Source organism: Marinobacterium aestuariivivens, from assembly GCF_042661465.1.
In the GTDB taxonomy this organism is placed as follows: Bacteria; Pseudomonadota; Gammaproteobacteria; order Pseudomonadales; family Balneatricaceae; genus Marinobacterium_A; species Marinobacterium_A aestuariivivens.
This window is the reverse complement of record NZ_JBHSWE010000001.1, coordinates 1,373,351-1,387,390: the sequence shown is the minus strand read 5'-3', so window position 1 is coordinate 1,387,390 and position 14,040 is coordinate 1,373,351. Positions and strand designations below refer to the sequence as shown.

General features: G+C 60.5%; 9 protein-coding genes, 4 tRNA genes and 1 pseudogene. 12 read left to right on the top strand and 2 right to left on the bottom strand.

Annotated elements, in window-relative coordinates:
- Window positions 1–153 precede the first annotated feature (153 nt).
- A complete protein-coding gene (locus ACFQDL_RS07275; RefSeq protein ID WP_379908432.1) occupies window positions 154–1,428 on the bottom strand; it encodes an aromatic ring-hydroxylating oxygenase subunit alpha in 1,275 nt (424 codons plus the stop codon).
- A gap of 409 nt (window positions 1,429–1,837) precedes the next feature.
- Here ACFQDL_RS07275 and ACFQDL_RS07270 point away from each other — a divergent pair, with 409 nt between their 5' ends.
- Together ACFQDL_RS07270 and ACFQDL_RS07265 are read left to right on the top strand one after the other, a co-directional pair.
- Window positions 1,838–2,968 (top strand): FAD-binding oxidoreductase, encoded by a 1,131-nt coding sequence (locus tag ACFQDL_RS07270; RefSeq protein WP_379908431.1) that lies wholly within the window; start codon window positions 1,838–1,840, stop codon window positions 2,966–2,968.
- Between the two features lie 717 nt (window positions 2,969–3,685).
- Complete coding sequence (locus tag ACFQDL_RS07265; RefSeq protein WP_379908430.1) at window positions 3,686–4,678, top strand: calcium/sodium antiporter; 993 nt, start codon at window positions 3,686–3,688, stop codon at window positions 4,676–4,678.
- A 21-nt stretch (window positions 4,679–4,699) separates the two neighbouring features.
- On the opposite strand, the gene ACFQDL_RS07260 is transcribed toward ACFQDL_RS07265, so the two are convergent.
- Window positions 4,700–5,263 (bottom strand): thioredoxin family protein, encoded by a 564-nt coding sequence (locus tag ACFQDL_RS07260; RefSeq protein WP_379908429.1) that lies wholly within the window; start codon window positions 5,261–5,263, stop codon window positions 4,700–4,702.
- 243 nt (window positions 5,264–5,506) lie between these two features.
- Between ACFQDL_RS07260 and ACFQDL_RS07255 the strand changes: the two genes are divergently transcribed.
- The 10 genes and pseudogenes from ACFQDL_RS07255 to thiI all read left to right on the top strand — a co-directional run bounded on the left by ACFQDL_RS07255 (window position 5,507) and on the right by thiI (window position 13,822).
- Window positions 5,507–5,959 carry a regulatory protein RecX gene (locus tag ACFQDL_RS07255; protein ID WP_379908428.1) on the top strand — a complete coding sequence of 151 codons (453 nt, stop codon included), beginning with the start codon at window positions 5,507–5,509 and terminating at the stop codon, window positions 5,957–5,959.
- A 172-nt stretch (window positions 5,960–6,131) separates the two neighbouring features.
- Window positions 6,132–8,203 (top strand): annotated as a pseudogene (gene alaS / locus ACFQDL_RS07250) (alanine--tRNA ligase).
- Window positions 8,119–8,736, top strand: coding sequence for a DHHA1 domain-containing protein (locus ACFQDL_RS07245; protein WP_379912942.1), 618 nt, complete (start codon window positions 8,119–8,121; stop codon window positions 8,734–8,736). Before alaS ends, ACFQDL_RS07245 begins: the two are co-directional and overlap by 85 nt.
- A 191-nt stretch (window positions 8,737–8,927) precedes the next feature.
- Window positions 8,928–10,163, top strand: a complete 1,236-nt coding sequence (locus tag ACFQDL_RS07240) for an aspartate kinase (RefSeq protein ID WP_379908427.1) — start codon at window positions 8,928–8,930, stop codon at window positions 10,161–10,163.
- Window positions 10,164–10,386: 223 nt separating this feature from the next.
- A complete protein-coding gene (gene csrA / locus ACFQDL_RS07235) occupies window positions 10,387–10,578 on the top strand; it encodes a carbon storage regulator CsrA (RefSeq protein WP_379908426.1) in 192 nt (63 codons plus the stop codon).
- Window positions 10,579–10,637: 59 nt separating this feature from the next.
- Window positions 10,638–10,726: transfer RNA gene (locus ACFQDL_RS07230), tRNA-Ser, on the top strand.
- A gap of 10 nt (window positions 10,727–10,736) precedes the next feature.
- A tRNA-Arg gene (locus ACFQDL_RS07225) sits at window positions 10,737–10,813 on the top strand.
- An 80-nt stretch (window positions 10,814–10,893) separates the two neighbouring features.
- Window positions 10,894–10,970: transfer RNA gene (locus ACFQDL_RS07220), tRNA-Arg, on the top strand.
- 138 nt (window positions 10,971–11,108) lie between these two features.
- A tRNA-Arg gene (locus ACFQDL_RS07215) sits at window positions 11,109–11,185 on the top strand.
- A 1,176-nt stretch (window positions 11,186–12,361) separates the two neighbouring features.
- Window positions 12,362–13,822, top strand: coding sequence for a tRNA uracil 4-sulfurtransferase ThiI (gene thiI, locus ACFQDL_RS07210; RefSeq protein ID WP_379908425.1), 1,461 nt, complete (start codon window positions 12,362–12,364; stop codon window positions 13,820–13,822).
- Window positions 13,823–14,040 lie beyond the last annotated feature (218 nt).

Genomic DNA, 14,040 nt, shown 5'->3' with positions numbered 1-14,040 from the left:
GTCTACACCCACTCGGGGCATTTGTTACAAACATGTGTCGCTAAATTGATACATCTCAAGGAAGGAGGCTTCACCAGGGCAGAAAATAGCGTTCGCCTGATACAAAAAAGGCCCGCTGCCAGGGGGGCGAGCGGGCCGGGGGGCTGGCGGGGCTTACTTGTCGGAGCTTTCGAGGTTCTTCTGGACGGTTTCGCTGTACCAGTCCAGGAAGTTGATCACGCCGAACTCGAAGGTCTCGGAGTACGGGCCCGGCTCATAGCCCAGGGAGTTGATGCCGCGCTGGTTCTCTTCACCCAGCTGACGGTCCTGGTCGTTGGTGGCGTCCCAGACCTGGCGCAGCTTGGCGGGATCGTAGTCGACGCCTTCGACGGCGTCCTTGTGCACGAACCACTTGGTGGTGACCAGGGACTCCTGGGCCGAGATCGGCAGCACGCGGAAGACGATGAAGTGATCGCTCTGCATGTGGTTCCAGGAGTTCGGCAGGTGCAGGATGCGCATCGAGCCGAGGTGGCGGTTCTTGATGCGGCCCATCAGCTTGTCGCAGCCTTCGCTGCCGTCGATGGTCATGACCTGGGTGCCTTCCTTCAGCGGCATCCGCACGATGCGGTTGCGCACGCCGAAACTCTTGTGCTCGTGGGGAATGCCCTCGGCGTCCCACTCGGCAGCCTGGCGCTTGTACTGGGCCAGGAACTCCTCGGAGGCGCGCGGGTCTTCGGTGTCGTCCCACTCCAGCAGGGTATTCAGCAGTTCCGGGTGGTTGCCGGCGCAGTGGTAGCACTCGCGGTTGTTCTCGATGACCAGCTTCCAGTTGGCCTGCTCGTACATGTTGGATTCCACCGCCAGCTTGGTGTTCTCCACATCGTACGGCTCCATGTACTCCTCGAGGGTCGCGAGGAAGTCGTCGAAGTCGCCTTCCGGCGCGTTCTTGGCCAGGCAGACGAAAATGAAACCACCGCCGGTCTTGCAGTGCGCCTTTTTCAGGCCGTGCTGGGACTTGTCGAAGCTTTCGCCCATGTCGGTGCCGGCGAACAGCAGGTTGCCCTTCAGGTCGTAGGTCCACTGGTGGTACGGGCACACCAGGTTGGCGACCTTGCCGCGGTGCTGCGAGCACAGACGCGAGCCACGGTGACGGCAGGTGTTGTGGAAGGCATTGACGGAGCCGTCGGCGTCGCGCACGACCAGTACCGGGTTCTGACCGATTTCGACGGTCATGTAGTCGCCCTTCTTCGGGATCTCGCTGGTCATGCCGACGAAGAGCCACTCTTTCTGGAAGACCTCTTCCATATCGATGCGGAACATCTGCGGGTCGTTGTACAGCTCACGCGGCAGTGAGTAGTTACGCTGGCGGGTTTTAAGCAGGCGGTCCATCTCCTTGCGCGCAGTATCGACATCGGCGTAGGAAATGTTGAGCAGGTCGTTCTGGTTCATTTAGTGCTTATCCTCGTTCGCCGTGGGGGCTTTGGCCGCCCGTGAGAACCTGATGCTTGTTGTCGTTTAAAGACGCCGCCTGTCCGTCAGCGTGAGCCCTGAAGCGGGTACCTTGAGAAGGCGTCTTGAGGCGAATAGTGCGCCAACACAAAAGGTAGGGTTTATCTATTTGCGACATGCCGGAGTGTTCTTTTCGACGTCCCAGTAATCGCGCGGGTTTGGGGTGGTGTAGACAGACAAGTTTGTGTCGCTGAGAGTTAAGTGGCTGGCTTCGGCCGGGCACACAATGGCGCCATAACAACAGGGGCAGAATTGACATATATCAGGACGTCGCCCCCTCCGCGGAACCTGAAAGCATTCAGGCTTTCCCGACCCAACCTGCGTCTGCGGACAATACGAGAGAAGCGCCATGAACAACCCCACTGTCAGCCTGGTGAATACCGAGGCGTCGAATCTGGTCACCACCCGGACCTGGAGCAACGGCCGTCACGTCGTGCGCTGTGTCAAGGCGATCCAGGAAACCTGGGACGTCAAGACCTTCTGCTTCATGGCGGAACAGCCGGTGATGTTCTTCTTCAAGCCCGGCCAGTTCGTGACGCTGGAACTGGAAATCAACGGCGAGCAGATTTTTCGCTCCTACACCATCTCCAGCTCGCCGTCGGTGCCCTACAGCTTCTCGATCACAGTTAAACGCGCGCCGGGCGGCCTGGTGTCGAACTGGCTGCACGACAACATGGTCGAAGGCACCGAACTGGCCGTGCACGGACCGGTCGGCCAGTTCAACTGCATGGATTTCCCCGCAGACAAGGTGCTGATGCTCTCCGGCGGCGTGGGGATCACCCCTCTGATGTCCATGGTCCGCTGGTACTTCGACACCAATTCCGCCGTGGACGTGGAATTCATCCACAGCGCCCGCTCGCCGAAGGACATCATCTACCACCGTGAGCTGGAACATATCTTCTCGCGGATACCCGAGTTCAAGCTGCATATCGTCTGCGAGCACAGCGACAAGCTGGGCGAGGCCTGGTTCGGTTTCCGCGGCTATCTGAATCAGTCGATGCTCGAGCTGATGGCGCCGGACTTCATGGAACGCGAAGTCTATTGCTGCGGCCCCACGCCTTACATGAACGCCGTCAAGAAGCTGCTCATGGAAAACGGCTTCGACATGAGCCGCTACCACGAGGAGTCCTTCGGTGCGACCCCGGTCGAGGTGCAGGAAGAAGTCGTAGAGTTCGCCGAACAGGCGGTGGAAGAAGCCGAAGCGATCCAGGCCTCCGATATGCTGCGCGTCGACTTCGCGAGCACCGGCAAGAGCGTCCAGATCGTTCCGGGCGAGACCGTCCACGCGGCGGCGTCGAAACTGGGTCTGCATATCCCGAAGGCCTGTGGCATGGGCATCTGCGGTACCTGCAAGGTGCTGAAGGTCTCCGGCGACGTCGAGATGACGCACAACGGCGGCATCACCGACGAGGACGTCGAAGAGGGCTACATCCTGTCCTGCTGCAGCGTACCCCAGGGCGACGTGGTCGTCGAATATTGATTGGCAGGTGAGTGGTAAATGATGAGCGGTGAGTGGTAACGGCCTGACCGCCTGCTAAAGAATACCGTTGTCTTGTTGCCCGGCCCCTGCGCCGGGTTTTTTTAGGTTCATCGCGCTTTAGCGGGAAGAAGGCATCATTCGTAGGATGGGTGGAGCCGCAATGGCACTCTGTTGTCGATAGGCAACGAAGGTGGCGCGGCGCAACCCATCAATGACTTCAGCTTCCGCAGTGCTGACTTGACGCCCGAAGATGGGTTACACGACGCCCTGGCTGCGTCGGGATCAGATATCCCGTATCCCGGCGTCGTTTCACCCATCCTACGATATTGTCGTCTGGCTTCCCTCCAATCTGCGAAGAGCCTTTTTTTATGGTTACGGGTCAAGCGTAACGCGTCACCCGTAACGCTTTTATTTTGCGATCCATCCCTGCTATTCTTCACCCCACTTAGGGGAGTAGTCTCCTGGCGCCCGCCAGGATGGTCGTCAACAAGCTCCGGACCCGCAGGTCCGTGGCGGCCATGTCCGGTATCGGATTGATGAGACCTGAGACTGACCGAATGCCACCAGGGCCGGCGCTTTCGGTTTGTCTCCGTGTCCGTGCCGGCCCCGAAATGTCATCATGCCTGCTTTCAGCCCGATTCATTCAAATGCCTGTCGCGGACGCCTGTCCGCAGCCTTCGATTGCCTGCGTCAAACCGCCGCCCGGGAGGTGCTGTCATGATGCTGCCTTTGCTTGCTTTGATCGGCGGCCTGGTGCTGCTGGTGTGGAGTGCCGACCGCTTCGTCGACGGCGCGGCCGCGACCGCGAAGCATGCCGGCATGCCGACGCTGCTGATCGGTATGGTGATAATCGGCTTCGGTACCTCGGCCCCCGAAATGGTGGTCTCGGCGCTGGCGGCCCTCGACGGCAATCCCGGCCTTGCCCTGGGTAACGGTTATGGTTCCAACATCGCCAATATTGCGTTGATCCTCGGTCTGGTGGCGCTGATCAGCCCCATTACCGTCCAGTCCGGCATCCTGCGCAAGGAGTTGCCGCTGCTGGCGCTGATCACGCTGTTTGCGGCGCTGCAGCTGCTCGATGGCGAGCTCAGTCGGCTCGACGGCCTGCTGCTGCTGCTGGTGTTCGCCGTCGTTATGGGCTGGTCGATCCGCAGCGGCCTGCGTCAACGCGACGACGCGATGCTGGCGGAAATGGAGGCGGAAACCAGTGCTGAGTTCGCCAGCCATCCGATGCCGCTGTCAAAAGCACTGTTCTGGCTGATAGCGGGCCTGCTGCTGCTGATCGCCAGTTCCCGCATTCTGGTCTGGGGTGCGGTGTCCATTGCCCAGAGCCTCGGGGTCAGTGACCTGGTGATCGGTCTGACAATCGTCGCCATCGGTACTTCGCTGCCGGAGCTGGCATCCAGTCTCGCCGCGGTGCGCAAGAACGAACATGAGTTGGCGCTGGGTAACGTGCTCGGGTCCAACCTGTTCAACACCCTGGCGGTAGTGGGTATTGCCGCGTCCATTCATCCGCTGTCGGTGGAGTCCGTCGTGCTCTATCGCGACTGGGCCGTGATGGCGGCGCTGACATTGGCGCTATTCGTAATGAGTTACGGCTTTCGGCGCAAGCCGGGGCGCATCAACCGCCTGGAAGGCGCCATACTGCTGGCGGCCTATATCGGCTATGCCGGCTACCTGGCTTCGACGGTGATCACGGCGGCTGCTTGATAGCGCGCCTGCGAGCGTCCTTCAGGCTTCCGATTTCCACTTGATGTTGCAGCCGCTGCTCGGCTTCTGGTCCGGGTCCACCGGGTTGCCGGCAAAGAGGGCGTCGCAGGCTCTGCGCAGGTCCTGGCCGGTGACCGGAAGGTCATTGCCGGGGCGCGAGTCGTCGAACTGGCCGCGGTAGACGCATCTGAACTGACTGTCGAAGAGAAACAGGTCCGGCGTGCAGGCGGCGTCATAGGCGCGGGCCACCGCCTGGGTCTCGTCATAGAGGTAGGGAAAAGGATAGCCCTTGGCCGAGGCCCGGTCTTTCATGCATTCGGGCCTGTCGTCGGGGAAGGCGGCGGCATCGTTGGCCGAGATCGCGATGACGTTGATGCCGCGGGGCTGGTAGTCCCAGGCGAATTCAATCAGGGCGTCCTCGATATGGCGCACAAAAGGGCAATGGTTGCAGATAAAGATGACCAGGGTGCCCTGGGCGCCGGCGCCCTCCTGCAGCGTCAGTGGCTCACCGCTCAGAACGTTCAGCAGCTCGAAGTCCGGTGCGCGGGTGCCAAGGGGCATCATTGTCGAAGGTGTGACGGCCATGGGAATCTCCTGTTCGTTGTGGAGCAACGGGTAGGGTGGCAATGAGCGAAGCGAATTCCACCGAAGGTTTCGGGAAGCTCCGGCATCGACGTGCTCCGGGAATTCCGCGCCTGTCTGTATCCGGAAAAGTCGCCGTGCAAGGACGCCTCTGAATAGTAGCAGCTTGTTGCGACGGCCAACGGAGCGGCTGGCCGCCGGACTTATCTATCCTTACCATTGCTTGTCTTTTCAGGGGGAGTGGCCATGTACGAAACGGAGACGGAAATCAAGGCAGCGGCGATTCGCCTGCTGGCGCGACGCGAGCACAGCCGGCGAGAACTGGAGCAGAAGTTGGCGGCCCGCTGCGACAGCGCGTTACTGCAGGAGGCGCTGGATCGGCTGCAGCACGAGGGTTACCTCAGCGACGCCCGTTTCACAGCCAGCTATCTTCGCAGCAAGGCGGCCCAGGGCTTTGGCCCGATGCGCATCCGGTCCGATCTCGGTCGCAAGGGTATCGGTCAGGAACTCTGGCAGCAGGCTCTGGACGAGGAGCCGGTCGACTGGTTCGAGCAGGCCCGCGATCTGGCCCGGCGGCGCTTCCCGCCTGTGGCACGGGATGACCGCCAGACCTGGGCGAAGCGGATGCGCTATCTGACCGCACGCGGCTACAGTCCCGATCAGGCCCGTTATGCGCTCGAGCAGGACGACGCGGAATAAGCCGCCAGCCGCGTAAATCAAGGCCGAAATCGGAAAAAAGTTCGTACAATTTTCGCCCACGTTATATACTGTCTCGCCATTTTTGCGTGGCTTTCGGCCCGGGTTTCAGGCCCGGAAAATACGCCACCCTGAAGCCAGTCGAGCAACCAACCATCCGTAACGGTTCGTGCTAATGAAATACATGACGAGTGCCGAGATTCGCCAGGCTTTCCTGGACTACTTCAAACAGCAGGGCCACGAAATCGTGCCGTCGAGCCCGCTGATTCCTGCCAATGACCCGACACTGCTGTTCACCAACGCGGGCATGGTGCAGTTCAAGGATGTCTTTCTCGGCGACGACAAGCGCGATTACAGCCGTGCCACGACCGCGCAGCGCTGTGTCCGTGCCGGCGGCAAGCACAACGACCTGGAAAACGTCGGCTATACCGCCCGACACCACACCTTCTTCGAGATGATGGGCAACTTCAGCTTCGGCGACTACTTCAAGCGCGAGGCGATCGGTTTCGCCTGGACGCTGCTGACCGAAGTGTTCGGACTGCCGAAGGAGCGTCTCTGGGTCACCGTTCACCACAGCGACGACGAAGCCGAGCGCATCTGGAAAGAGGAGGTCGGCATCGACCCCGAGCGTTTCTCCAGGCTCGACGAAGACAATTTCTGGGCCATGGGCGATACCGGCCCTTGCGGTCCCTGCACCGAGATCTTTTTCGATCACGGCCCGGAAGTGGCCGGTGGCCCTCCGGGCAGCCCGGACGAAGACGGCGACCGCTATATCGAGATCTGGAACGTCGTCTTCATGCAGTACAACCGTTCCGCCGACGGCACCATGGAGCCGCTGCCGCGCCCGTCCGTCGATACCGGCATGGGTCTTGAGCGCATCGCCGCAGTGCTGCAGGGTGTGCACAGCAACTACGAAATCGACCTGTTCCAGAACCTGCTCAAGGCCGCGGCCGAAACCGTCGGTACCGATGATCTGGACAGCAAGTCGTTGCGCGTGATCGCGGACCATATCCGTTCCTGCTCCTTCCTGATCACCGATGGCGTGCTGCCGTCGAACGAAGGCCGCGGTTACGTGTTGCGTCGCATCATCCGCCGCGCCATCCGTCACGGCAACAAGCTCGGCGCCCGCGAACCGTTCTTCCACAAGCTGGTGGCGGCCCTGGTGGCCGAGATGGGGGCGCTTATCCCGAACTGGTCAAACAGCAGGACCAGGTCGAGCGCGTGCTGTTGAAAGAAGAACAGCAGTTTGCCCGCACCCTCGACAACGGCATGCGTCTGCTGCAGCAGGTGATCGACGAACTCGACGGCAGCGTGATTCCCGGCGATGCCCTGTTCCGCCTCTACGATACCTACGGCTTCCCGGTTGACCTGACAGCCGATGTCGCCCGCGAGCACGGCCTGAGCGTCGATATGGATGCGTTCGAACAGGCGATGGCCGAGCAGCGCCAGCGCGCTCGGGCCACCGGCTCCTTCTCGGTCGATTACAACGACAGGCTCGAACTCGAGGGCGAGACCGCCTTCAGCGGTTACGAGTTGCTGGAAGACAGCGCCAGCGTCGTAGCCCTGTTCCGCGAAGGCGAGCCGGTGCACCAGCTGTCGGCCGGCGAGTCTGGCATCGTGGTGCTCTCCAATACGCCTTTCTATGCCGAGTCCGGCGGTCAGGTGGGTGATTCCGGCCGCCTGCGCTGGGATCGCGGCGAGTTCGCCGTCGAGGACTGCAGCAAGGAAGGCAAGAACCATCTGCACCACGGCCGCGTTGCCGAGGGCGTGCTGAAAATCGGCGACAAGGTCGCGACCGAGGTCGATCGGGCCCGTCGTCAGGCCACGGCGCTGAACCACTCCGCCACCCACCTGCTGCACGAGGCGCTGCGTCGTGTGCTCGGCGAACATGTGCTGCAGAAGGGCTCCCTCGTGAACGCCGAGCGCCTGCGTTTCGACTTTACCCACTTCGAGGCGCTGACACCGCAGCAACTGCGCGAAGTCGAGGAGATGGTCAATGCCCAGATCCGGGCCAACTCCGAGGTCACTACCGAGATCATGGATATCGAGGCGGCCAAGTCCAGGGGGCGATGGCGCTGTTCGGCGAGAAGTACGACCAGCAGGTGCGGGTGCTGTCCATGGGCTCCGACAACTTTTCCACCGAGCTCTGCGGTGGTACCCATGTGCGCCGCACCGGTGATATCGGTCTGCTCAAGGTCGTTGCCGAGAGCGGTATCGCCTCCGGCGTGCGCCGTATCGAGGCGGTGACCGGTGCCGGTGCCGAGGCCTATCTCGGACAGCTCGAAAACACCTGCAGCGAGATCGCCAGCCTGACCCGTGGCAGCCGCGACAACCTCGTCGACAAGGTTCGCGGCCTGTCGGATCGCAACCGCCAGCTCGAGAAGGAGCTGGAACAGCTCAAGGGCAAGCTGGCCAGCCTGCAGGGCGGTGAGCTGGTGGGCAGGGCGGTTGAGGTCAAGGGCGTCAAGGTGCTGGTCGAGAAGCTCGACGGTGTCGAGCCCAAGGCGCTGCGCGATACCCTGGACCAGCTCAAGAACAAGCTTGGCAGCGGTGTGGTCGTGCTGGCCGTGGCACAGGACGACAAGGTCAGCCTGGTCGCCGGTGTCACCAAGGATCTGACCGGCCGTGTCAAGGCGGGCGACCTGATTCGGGAGCTGTCGGCCAGGGTGGGCGGCAAGGGCGGTGGTCGTCCGGATATGGCCCAGGGCGGTGGCGCTGACGTGGCGGCTCTGCCGGCGGCGCTGGCGGCGGTGCCGGGGCTGCTCGAAGCGGCACTCTGACGGCGAGTTAACAGTTTACAGCGAACAGAAACGTAGGATGGGTTGGCGGCTCAGCCCTCCGGGCGCCGCGTAACCGCCAGGGATGGCGGGAATCCTGAAAACGCAGGAGCGGATTACCAGGGAACCCATCACAGGCGCCGAAGGCGACTTGATGTCAGTCAGCAGCGGGCCTTTATAAGGAACAGAGGAAAATGGCTCTATTTGTACAGAAATACGGCGGGACGTCCGTTGGTACTGTAGAACGAATCGAAGCGGTGGCGGACAAGATCAAGCGCTTCCGCGAAGAGGGACACGACCTGGTGGTCGTGGTATCGGCGATGAGTGGCGAGACCAACCGCCTGATCGGGCTGGCGAACGCCATTCAGGACACGCCGAATCCGCGCGAACTGGACGTGCTGGTTTCGACCGGTGAGCAGGTCACGATTGCGCTGCTGTGCATGGCGCTGGAGAAGCGCGGTGTCGGTGCCCGTTCCTATACCGGCAGTCAGGTCAAGATTCTGACCGACAGTGCCCACAACAAGGCGCGGATTCAGGATATCGAAGTGGATGGCATGCGCCGCGACCTGGCAGCCGGGCGCGTTGTTGTTGTCGCCGGCTTCCAGGGCGTCGACCCTGACGGCAATATCACCACCCTGGGCCGGGGCGGCTCCGATACCACCGGCGTGGCTCTTGCCGCGGCGCTGAAGGCCGACGAATGCCAGATCTATACCGACGTCGACGGCGTATACACCACCGACCCCCGCGTGGTCGAGGGGGCGACCCGTCTCGACAAGATCACCTTCGAGGAGATGCTGGAGATGGCCAGCCTGGGATCGAAGGTGCTGCAGATCCGCTCGGTCGAATTCGCCGGCAAGTACAAAGTGCCGCTGCGCGTGCTGCACAGTTTCCAGGACGGCCCTGGCACCCTGATTACCATAGAGGATGAGGATACAGTGGAAAAACCAGTTATCTCCGGTATCGCTTTCAACCGTGACGAAGCGAAACTGACCGTGATGGGCGTGCCCGATATTCCCGGTGTTGCCTCCCGCATTCTCGGGCCTATCAGCCGGGCCAATATCGAAGTCGACATGATCGTGCAGAACGTCGCCGACGACCGCACCACCGACTTCACCTTCACCGTGCATCGTAACGACTTCGCCAAGGCGCAGGATATCCTCAGGCAGGTCTGTACCGAGCTGGGGGCCCGTGAGGTACTGGGGGACAACAAGATCGCCAAGGTGTCCATCGTCGGCGTCGGCATGCGTTCCCACGCCGGTGTGGCCAGCAAGATGTTCGATGCGCTGGCGCAGGACAACATCAATATCCAGATGATATCGACCTCCGAAATCAAGGTGTCGGTGGTGATTGCCGAGAAGTATCTGGAGCTGGCCGTACGCGGTCTGCATTCGGCATTCGAACTCGACAAGGTCGATACTGTCAGCGAATAGTGGCGTTGTTGAAGTAGGCTATAGTTAAGTCAGCCTTGAAATGACCCTCGCTTGTGCACGGGTGTCTGCGTGCCGCAGTGGCCCGGGCAGGCAGGGGTCTGGAATTGTCCGTCAGGCTGTGGAGCCATGGGGGTATGGAACCGGCGGACGGTTCTCGAAAAAAGCGGCTGGCCGACGAATCCACGGGCCTGCAGTACTAGGAAAGCTTAAGGAGATCCGACAGATGTTAATTCTAACCCGTCGTGTGGGCGAAACCCTGATGGTCGGCGACGACGTCACCGTGACCGTGCTGGGCGTCAAGGGCAACCAGGTCCGTATAGGTGTCAATGCACCGAAGGACGTTTCTGTTCATCGCGAAGAGATTTACCAGCGCATCCAGCGCGAAAAATCCGGCGATAGCCAGGAACAGGAATAAAATTTCAATTTTCCCTTTTCTTTTAAAAATCAGTCTTGTATAGTACGCGCCGTTGATGCGGTGAGATGGCCGAGTGGCTGAAGGCGCACCCCTGCTAAGGGTGTATACCTCCTGGGTATCGAGGGTTCGAATCCCTCTCTCACCGCCATTTTCTGTAAGCGCCCGTAGCTCAGCTGGATAGAGTACCTGGCTACGAACCAGGCGGTCGCACGTTCGAATCGTGCCGGGCGCGCCACTTATAAGAGTGACTCGAAAGAGTGACTCTAACAAGGCAGAAAAGCATCAACCGCTAGTCCCCTTGGGGATATACAGGAAGCGCCCGTAGCTCAGCTGGATAGAGTACCTGGCTACGAACCAGGCGGTCGCACGTTCGAATCGTGCCGGGCGCGCCAACTTCGAAAAGAAGCTGGATAGAGTACCTGGGCTCTCATGAGCTCCGCGGTACCAGGCGGTCAAAGGTTGAAAACCTGCAGATCGCGCCAGTTAGATAGAAGTGGTCAACTTTCCTGAATAGTCCTCATACCTGTTACGCGCCCGTAGCTCAGCTGGATAGAGTACCTGGCTACGAACCAGGCGGTCGCACGTTCGAATCGTGCCGGGCGCGCCAACTTCTCAAAAATCGTTACGTATCCAAATCCGTCCGGATAGAGTACCTGGGCTTTCCATAAGCTCCGCGGTACCAGGCGGTCGCACGTTCGAATCGTGCCGGGCGCGCCAACTTCTCAAAAATCGTTACGTATCCAAATCCGTCCGGATAGAGTACCTGGGCTTTCCATAAGCTCCGCGGTACCAGGCGGTGGTACGATCGAATCATGCCGGGCGCGCCATCTTCTCAAAAATCGTTACGTATCCAAATCCGTCCGGATAGAGTACCTGGGCTTTCCATAAGCTCCGCGGTACCAGGCGGTCCTACGATCGAATCGTGCCGGGCGCGCCAACTTCTCAAAAATCGTTACGTATCCAAATCCGTCCGGATAGAGTACCTGGGCTTTCCATAAGCTCCGCGGTACCAGGCGGTCGTACGATCGAATCATGCCGGGCGCGCCATCTTCTCAAAAATCGTTACGTATCCAAATCCGTCCGGATAGAGTACCTGGGCTTTCCATAAGCTCCGCGGTACCAGGCGGTCGCACGTTCGAGTCGTGCCGGGCGCGCCATCTTCTCAAAAATCGTTACGTATCCAAATCCGTCCGGATAGAGTACCCGGGCTTTCCATAAGCTCCGCGGTACCAGGCGGTCGTACGATCGAATCGTGCCGGGCGCGCCATCTTCTCAAAAATCGTTACGTATCCAAATCCGTCCGGATAGAGTACCCGGGCTTTCCATAAGCTCCGCGGTACCAGGCGGTCGTACGATCGAATCGTGCCGGGCGCGCCATCTTCTCAAAAATCGTTACGTATCCAAATCCGTCCGGATAGAGTACCTGGGCTTTCCATAAGCTCCGCGGTACCAGGCGGTCGCACGTTCGAATCGTGCCGGGCGCGCCATTTTCCAAAGATTTCCCAAGTATCCGGAATTGTAGGATGGATAGAGCGATGCACGCGCATCGATCTCAACGTCACTCCGATTTCCGGGCATCGCGAAATCCGTCATATCGATCGCATTGCAGATCGATGGGTGTCGGCCGGCAGAGCGCTTGTTGGGTTTCGCGGCTACGCCACTCTACCCAACCTACGATGCCCGGTACTGGTCACGCCTCACGCTCACCACTTTGCCCATCGGCCCCTTGGTTGCGGTATAATAGCCGGCCTCCGTTCTTCCGTTCAGTGCCCTGGTCCCCTGCATGAAATTTATCGTCAAGCTGTTTCCCGAAATCACCATCAAGAGCCGTCCGGTGCGCAAGCGTCTGATTCAGCGTCTGGGCACCAATCTGGACGTGATGCTGCGCCGGGTTGACGAGGGTATCAGGGTCAAGACCACCTGGGACCGGATCGACGTGCATTGCGGCGATGGCAACGAGGTATTGCGCGATGAGGTGGTCTCGGTGCTCAGCCGTACACCGGGTATTCAGGCGTTCCTCGAGGTGCGCGAGTTTCCGCTGGTGGACTTCCACGATGCCTACGAGCGCACCCGTGATGCCTATGCCGAGCTGCTGAAGGGCAGGACCTTCAAGGTCAGGGTCAAGCGCAGCGGCAAGCACGACTTCACTTCGGTCGAGATGGAGCGCTATATCGGCGGCGGGCTGAATCAGCATACCGAGGCGGCCGGAGTGGATGTCCATAACCCCGATCTTTATGTCGATGTCGAAATTCAGCAGGACCGGCTGTTTATCGTCACCGAGCGGCATCCAGGCCTCGGCGGTTTTCCGCTGGGGACCCAGGAGCCGGTGCTGTCGCTGATCTCGGGCGGTTTCGATTCCGTGGTCGCGTCCTACATGACCATGCGCCGGGGCTGCAAGACACACTTCGTCTTCTTCAATCTCGGTGGTCATGCCCACGAGATCGGGGTCAAGCAGGTGGCACTCTATCTGTGGCAGAAGTACGGCTCCAGCGCCCGGGTGAAGTTCATCACCGTGCCGTTCGAGGAGGTGGTGGGCGAGATCCTGCAGAGCGTCCATCACTCCCACATGGGCGTGATTCTCAAGCGCATGATGCTGCGTGCGGCCGAGCGGGTCGCGGATTTCATGAAGATCGATGCACTGGTGACCGGCGAGAGCATCGCCCAGGTCTCGAGCCAGACCCTGCCGAACCTGGCGATCATCGACCAGGTGACGAAAAAGCTGGTGATCCGCCCGCTGGTGACCATGGACAAGCAGGAGATCGTCGACCTGTCGAAGAGCATCGGCACCTTCGAATTCGCCAAGGGCATGCCCGAGTATTGCGGCGTGATCTCGGACCGTCCAACCACCCGGGCCAAGCTGGACCGGGTGTTGGAAGAGGAGGGGCATTTCGATTACGAGGTGCTGGAGCAGGCGCTGAAGCGTGTCCAGGTGATCGCGATCGACGATATTGTCGAGGACGTCAATGCCCATGCCACCGTCGAGGCGCTGACCCGGGTGGGCGAGAACCAGATTATTGTCGACATTCGCGCGAATCATGAGCAGGAGAAGAAGCCGCTGAATATGCCGGGCTGCGAAATACTCTCCATCCCGTTCTTCAAGCTTGGCACTGCCGCCGAGCAGTTCGATGCCGACAAGGAATACCTGCTGTACTGCGAAAAAGGCGTCATGAGCCAGATGCAGGCGCACCAGCTGCAGGAGAGAGGTTACAGCAACGTCAAGGTCTACCGTCCCGAGGGCGCCTGAGGTTTTGTACAGGGATGTACTTATCCCGTGAGCGCATGGATGCGCAGGAACGGGGCTTGTACAGGGATGTACTTATCCCGTGAGCGCATGGACAGTTTCATGCTCCTGCAGAAACTGCATTCGGTACGTCCCTGTACCTCATGCGCAGGAACGGGGCTTGTACAGGGATGTACTTATCCCGTGAGCGCATGGACAGTTTCATGCTCCTGCAGAAACTG